6 protein-coding genes are annotated in these 5,718 nt (G+C 72.9%); 2 read left to right on the forward strand and 4 right to left on the reverse strand.

Annotated elements, in window-relative coordinates; all coding sequences use genetic code 11:
• The 3 genes from Q0L15_RS11225 to Q0L15_RS11235 form a co-directional block, all read right to left on the reverse strand.
• Positions 1 to 455: hypothetical protein (locus tag Q0L15_RS11225; protein ID WP_296604396.1), on the reverse strand; the 455-nt coding region annotated here is incomplete at its 3' end.
• Complete coding sequence (locus tag Q0L15_RS11230) at positions 452 to 1,609, reverse strand: DUF1972 domain-containing protein (protein ID WP_296604398.1); 1,158 nt, start codon at positions 1,607 to 1,609, stop codon at positions 452 to 454. The genes Q0L15_RS11230 and Q0L15_RS11225, both read right to left, overlap by 4 nt.
• An 8-nt stretch (positions 1,610 to 1,617) precedes the next feature.
• Complete coding sequence (locus Q0L15_RS11235; protein ID WP_296604400.1) at positions 1,618 to 2,394, reverse strand: CDP-alcohol phosphatidyltransferase family protein; 777 nt, start codon at positions 2,392 to 2,394, stop codon at positions 1,618 to 1,620.
• A 171-nt stretch (positions 2,395 to 2,565) separates the two neighbouring features.
• On the opposite strand from Q0L15_RS11235, the gene Q0L15_RS11240 reads away from it, so the two are divergent.
• Positions 2,566 to 3,777, forward strand: a complete 1,212-nt coding sequence (locus Q0L15_RS11240) for a glycosyltransferase family 4 protein (protein WP_296604401.1) — start codon at positions 2,566 to 2,568, stop codon at positions 3,775 to 3,777.
• On the opposite strand, the gene Q0L15_RS11245 is transcribed toward Q0L15_RS11240, so the two are convergent.
• Entirely contained in the window at positions 3,672 to 4,172 is a 501-nt protein-coding gene (locus tag Q0L15_RS11245) for an adenylyltransferase/cytidyltransferase family protein (RefSeq protein WP_296604402.1), read from the reverse strand. The genes Q0L15_RS11240 and Q0L15_RS11245 overlap by 106 nt on opposite strands.
• A gap of 393 nt (positions 4,173 to 4,565) precedes the next feature.
• Between Q0L15_RS11245 and pstC the strand changes: the two genes are divergently transcribed.
• Positions 4,566 to 5,591 carry a phosphate ABC transporter permease subunit PstC gene (pstC, locus tag Q0L15_RS11250; protein WP_296604404.1) on the forward strand — a complete coding sequence of 342 codons (1,026 nt, stop codon included), beginning with the start codon at positions 4,566 to 4,568 and terminating at the stop codon, positions 5,589 to 5,591.
• Positions 5,592 to 5,718: the final 127 nt, after the last annotated feature.

Here is a 5,718-nt window from a genome sequence, read left to right on the forward strand (position 1 = left end):
GAGACGGTGTCCACGAGCACCAGGCGCCAGAAGCGGAGGGCCGCCATCAGCAGCCGGCGCCCGAGATCGGCGGCCATGAAGGCGGCGCACGCGGCACCGAAGGCGAGTGCCTCCGCGCGGCTGAGGCCCACGGCCACGGCGGCGACCATCGGGCCGGCCACGGCCGCCGTGGCGATCGTGCCGGCCGCGCACCGAGCCAGTGCCCACCGGATGGCGGGGTCGTGACGGTCCAGGACCGTCAGCGAGTCACCCACCAGGCCGGTCGACAGCGCGGTGGCCATGACGACCGCACCGAACAGCATTGCGAACACCCCGAAGTCCGTGGCGCCGAGGGCCCGAGCCGCCACCACCTGCATCACGAGGCTGCCGCCCGCCAGCGTGACCTGGCCGGCCAGCGCCCCGAGGGCGGCGGGCCAGCCCGTGCCGTCGCGGACCGCGGCGGTGTGCGGCGTCATCGTCGTACCGGCTCCGAGGAGCGGCTCCGCCCCACGCGCCGTCCGCTGGCGCTGCCGCGCGCGGACTCACCCGCGGCCAGCCGCTTCAGGAGGCTCTCGTACCCGTCGGCGACCTCGTCCCAGCGGTAGCGCGACGCCGCCCGCGCCTGCAGGCGACGCCCGGACTCCGCGACCGGCACCGGGTCGGCCTCCGCCCGCTCGACGATCCCGCGCAGCTGGTCGGGGGAGGTGAAGAACCGGGCGTCGGGGCCGGCCACCTCGCGGTTGAAGACCACGTCGAAGGCCACGACCGGCGCCGCCGCGCCCATCGCCCTCAGCAGGGAGGGGTTGGTCCCGCCCACGCTGTGCCCGTGGAGGTACGTCGCACAGCCGGCGTAGAGCTGGTCGAGGAGCTCCTGGTCCCACACCCCGCCGAGGAGGACGACCCGCGGATCGGCTCCGGCGAGGTCGCGGACGCGAGCGGTGTAGCGGTCGCCGTACGGCGCCGACCCGACGACGACGAGGGGGTTCCGCGCGTTGGAGCGGCGGTAGCCGTCGACGATCTCGGCGACGTGGTTCTCGGGCTCGAACCGCGCGACGACCAGGTGGTAGGAGCCGGCGGTCAGGCCCAGCTCGGCGAGCCGGTCGGTGCGCGGTGCGGGCTGGATCGGGGCGCCGTACGCGAGCAGCTCGGTGTCGACGCCGAACTCCCGCCGGTAGTAGTCGGCGATCCCCTGGGCATCGGCGATGAGCGCGTCGGCCCACCGCACGGCGAGTGACTCGGCCCACCGGTAGTAGTGGCGTCCGGTCCCGCTCCACTTGTCCCGCTGCCACTCCAGGCCGTCGACGTGCACGGCGACCGGGACGTGGGCGGCGCGCAGCGCCGGAAGGAAGGGGGCGTTCGCCGCGTTGAACACCGTCGCGACGTCGTGGCCCCCGGTGCGCCAGAGATGGGCGACCGAGACGGCCGTGTGGCTCAGCGTCTCCAGCGACCGGGCATGCACCGCGGGCAGGTGCACGAGCCGCATGCCGAGGTGGTCGCGCCCGCCCGGGTCGCCGTCACCGCGGCAGTAGACGGTCACCTCCTGACCGCGCTCGACGAGGCGCCGCCCGATCTCCTCCACGGCCGTCTCGAAGCCGCCGTACCTCGCGGGAACGCCGCGGGTGCCGATCATCGCGATCCTCATCGGGCGGCCGCCGCATCCGCCGCCCGCAGCTCGCGCCACCACTTGCGGCAGGCCAGCGCGAGCATGCCCGCGTTGGCGAGCAGCATCAGCGCGTAACAGGACACGAACGCCACGGGGGAGCCGAGCAGCACGAACATCCAGCACTGGACGCCGTAGTCGTTCGGGAGGATCAGCCAGCGGCGCCAGGGGCTCTCGGCGCGCGTGGCAGGCGCCGGCCGGCCCGCCGGACGGAGGTGGGGGACCAGCACGATGCCGAAGAAGCACGTGACGTCGACGACGAGATAGGCGAGGGGCAGCAGGAGCACGACGTCGTTCGACACCGGTGCGAAGCGGAAGAACGACACCAGCACGGCCACGTGGACCAGGCACGTCTTCACGCAGTCGACCGTGTGGTCGAGCCACTCCCCGGCGAGCGAGCCGCGGCCGCGCAGCCGCGCCAGCTGGCCGTCGACGGAGTCCATGACGTAGCCGAGGGCGAGCAGGACCGCGGCGAGCACACCGGTGGTCCAGGTCGGGCGGGCCAGGGCGACGATGGCCAGGCCCGCCGCCGAGAGGGTGGCGCTGATCGCGGTGGCGAGGTCGGGTGTCAGGCCGACCTGGTGGGTGGCGGCCGCAACGCGCCGAGCCGCCGGCCGGTTCACCGCACGGGAGTACGCCGGTGTCCCGCGCGCCGGCTTCTGGGCCGCCCCGAGTGCTGCGAGGTCGGCGCGGTAGCCGCGGCGCACCCCGGTGTCCGCGCTGCCGCGGTGGTCGCTCGTCGTCGTGGCGCTCACGTCCTGCTCCCGTCCCGCCGCCCGGGGAACCCTCCTGGCGGCGAACCCCACCTGACGGGAACCTAGTGAGACGCGCGGCCCCGCCCAGGCGTGTGCACGCACGGTCGCCAATATTGGGTGAAGGGGTCTCGGGGTCGGATCGGCCGACGCCCTCGCGCGTCGAATGCAGGCGTGCGGACGACACATCTCGACACGGTCCTCGTGGCCAACCCGTCGGCAGACGTCTACGGGTCGGACCTCCAGATGCTGGAGAGCGTGGCCGCGCTCCGCGAGCAGGGGGTCCGGGTCGTCGTCGTGCTGCCGACCCTCGGTCCCCTCGTCTCCGCCCTGCGTGCGCACGGCGCCGAGGTCCGGGTCATCGAGTTCCCGGTCCTGTGTCGCGCCGCCGCGTCGCCGCGCGGGATGGCGCACCTGGCGCCGGCCGTCGGGCGGGCCGTCCCCGCGATCCGGCGCCTCATCCGCAACGTCGCGCCGGACCTCGTCTACGTGAACACGGTGACCCTGCCCTGGTGGCTCGCGGCGGCGCGCGGCACCGGGGCTCCGACGCTGTGCCACGTCCACGAGGCCGAGGCGGCCGACCCCGCGGTCGTGCGCCTGGGACTCGACCTGCCCCTCCTCCTGGCCGACGTCGTCGTCGCGAACAGCCGGACGACGCAGGCCTCGCTCGTGGCGTCGGTCCCGGCCCTCGCGTCGCGCATCCGGCTGGTGTGCAACGGCGTGGCCGGTCCGCCCACCTCGCCCCGGCTGCCGGGCCAGGAGCCGACCGGCGCCGCAGCCCGGCTCCTGGTCGTCGGCCGGATCTCGCGACGCAAGGCGCCGGACACCGCGCTCGAGGCGGTCTCGCTGTTGCTCGCCCGTGGGTACGACGTGCGGCTCGAGGTCTGCGGAACCCCTGCCCCCGGGCAGGAGGACTTCGCCGGGGCGCTCCACGAGCGCGCCGAGCAACCGGACCTGCGCGGAGCGGTCGCGTTCAGCGGCTACGTCGCCCCCATCTGGCCGGCACTCGCCCGGGCGGACCTCGTGGTCGCGCCGTCGCTCGGCGAGTCCTTCGGCAACGCCGTGGTCGAGGCGCAGCTGGCGCGGCGGCCCGTGGTCGCGACCGCTGTGCCGGGCCACCTCGAGACCGTTCGACACGGCGTGACCGGGATCCTCGTCGCGCCGCACGACCCGCGCGCGCTCGCCGACGCCGTCGGTTCGCTGCTCGAGGACCCGGGCCTCGCGCTGCTCCTCGCCGACGCCGGCCTGCGCTCGGCACGCAGCCGCTACGGGATCGAGCGCTACCGCGCCGAGATCCTCGACGCGGCGTGCTCGTGCGCGCTCAGCTCGGCGGCCCGCTCGATGTTGACCAGCTCGATGTCGTCACCGAGCCGCAAGAGGGCCTGACGCAGCCGGGTGCTCGACGTGTGCACGGTGTAGGGGAAGTAGACGACCTCGACCCCGACGGTGGCGAAGTCGCGCTCGAGCTTGTCGCCCTTCGGTGTCCCTGCCCAGTCGTCGCCCTTGAAGATGCGGTCGAACCTGAGCAGCCGCCAGGTGTCGAGCTTCTCGGGCACCGTCTCGGCGTGCACCGAGTCGACGTAGTCGATGTGCCGGACGATCTCGAGCCGCTCGGCCAGGCAGATGAAGGGCCGGGTGCCCTTCGCCAGCTCACACATCTCGTCCGACACCACACCGGCGATCAGGTGGTCGCAATGGGCGCGCGCGTGCTTGAGCACGTTGAGGTGCCCGATGTGGAAGAGGTCGTACACGCCGGGTGCGTATCCCACGACAGTGCTCATCGTCGCTCCAAGGTCGATCCACGCAGCTCCACGCTGGTCGGGAGAGCCCTGCCGAGCAGGCCCTGAGCCGAACCTAGGAACGCGGCACCGCCTGCCGGAGCGCGCCGCTGCGACATACCCAAGACGAGGGACCGGCCGCCGCCGGCGGAGCAGGTACGAACGCCAGGTGAACGGGGCTCGCGTGCCACCCCTGGCACGTTCTGACCATCGACGAGGCCGCGAGCATGACCCGTTCGGACTAGGCCAAACCTCACCGGCCGACGAGTTCGGCAAAGGAGGCCTCGGTGTTCGTGCGACGTTCACCGGCGAAGGCCTTCTCGTTCCGGTGGCCTCCTGACACTTCTGGCGATTCAGCAGCGCGCTCCACCGAGCGCCGTCGTCAGAGAGCACCGCGTGACCACCCAACCTGTGCCCACCCTTCCGGGGCCGAGCGCCTCCACCGAGGTGGCTCCCCGCAAGATCTCCCGCAAGGCAGCGGGAGTCGACGCGGTCTTCGTCCACTCGGCTCGCATGGTGGGGGCGACCGTGCTCGTCATCACCGGTGGCGTGGGCCTGTTCCTCGGCTGGCAGGGCTACCCGACCGTCAAGCACTACGGTCTCGCGTTCTTCACCGAGGTCTCCTGGCAGCCCGACAACGACGTGCTGGGCATCGCCGGCGTGCTCACCGGGACCGTCGAGGTGGCGCTGGTCGCCATGACCATCTCCTTCCCGCTGGCGCTGCTGACCGCTCTGTACATCAGCGAGTACGCGCCGGCGCGGCTCCGGGCGACGCTGGTCTCGTTGGTCGACCTGATGGCCGCCATCCCCTCGATCATCTGGGGCCTGTGGGGCTTCTTCCTGATCATGCCGCACGCGGCGCAGCTGGCGATCTGGTTGCAGCGGCACCTCGGCTGGATCCCGATCTTCGAGGTCAAGGACACCGATCCCAACGCCGCCATCCCGGACCTCACGCGTTACGCCGCGAGCATGTTCTGCGCCGGCATCGCCGTCGCCATGATGGTGCTGCCGATGTCCTGCGCGGTGATGCGGCAGGTCTTCTCGCAGACCCCGCAAGGCGAGAAGGAGGCCGCACTGGCCCTGGGCGCCACCAGGTGGGGGATGATCCGCGCGGTCGTGCTGCCCTTCGGCAGGGGCGGCATCATCGGCGGCACCATGCTCGGTCTCGGCCGGGCTCTGGGCGAGACGATCGCCGTCCTGCTGATCCTCTCGCCCTCGTTCGAGATCAAGCCGCGCGTGCTCGAGGTCGGCGGCAACACGGTGTCGGCGCTGATCGCCGGCCGCTTCGGTGATGCCAGCAAGTCCCAGCTCTCGGCCCTGCTGGCCGCAGGCTTCGTGCTCTTCCTGCTGACGCTCCTGGTCAACACGCTCGCGGCCGTCGTCGTCAACCGCAGCCGCTCGGGCGCCGGGACGGACGCCTGATGACCGCGACCACCGAGGTGGGCAGCTCGACCGCCGGACGCACGTTCCTGCCGACGTACGACGACGACGCCACGCCGGCGGTGCCGCGCAGCTCGCTCGGGCGGCTGACGATCGACGAGAAGTTCGT

The sequence above is a fragment of the Nocardioides sp. genome, assembly GCF_024509035.1.
GTDB lineage: Bacteria > Actinomycetota > Actinomycetes > Propionibacteriales > Nocardioidaceae > Nocardioides.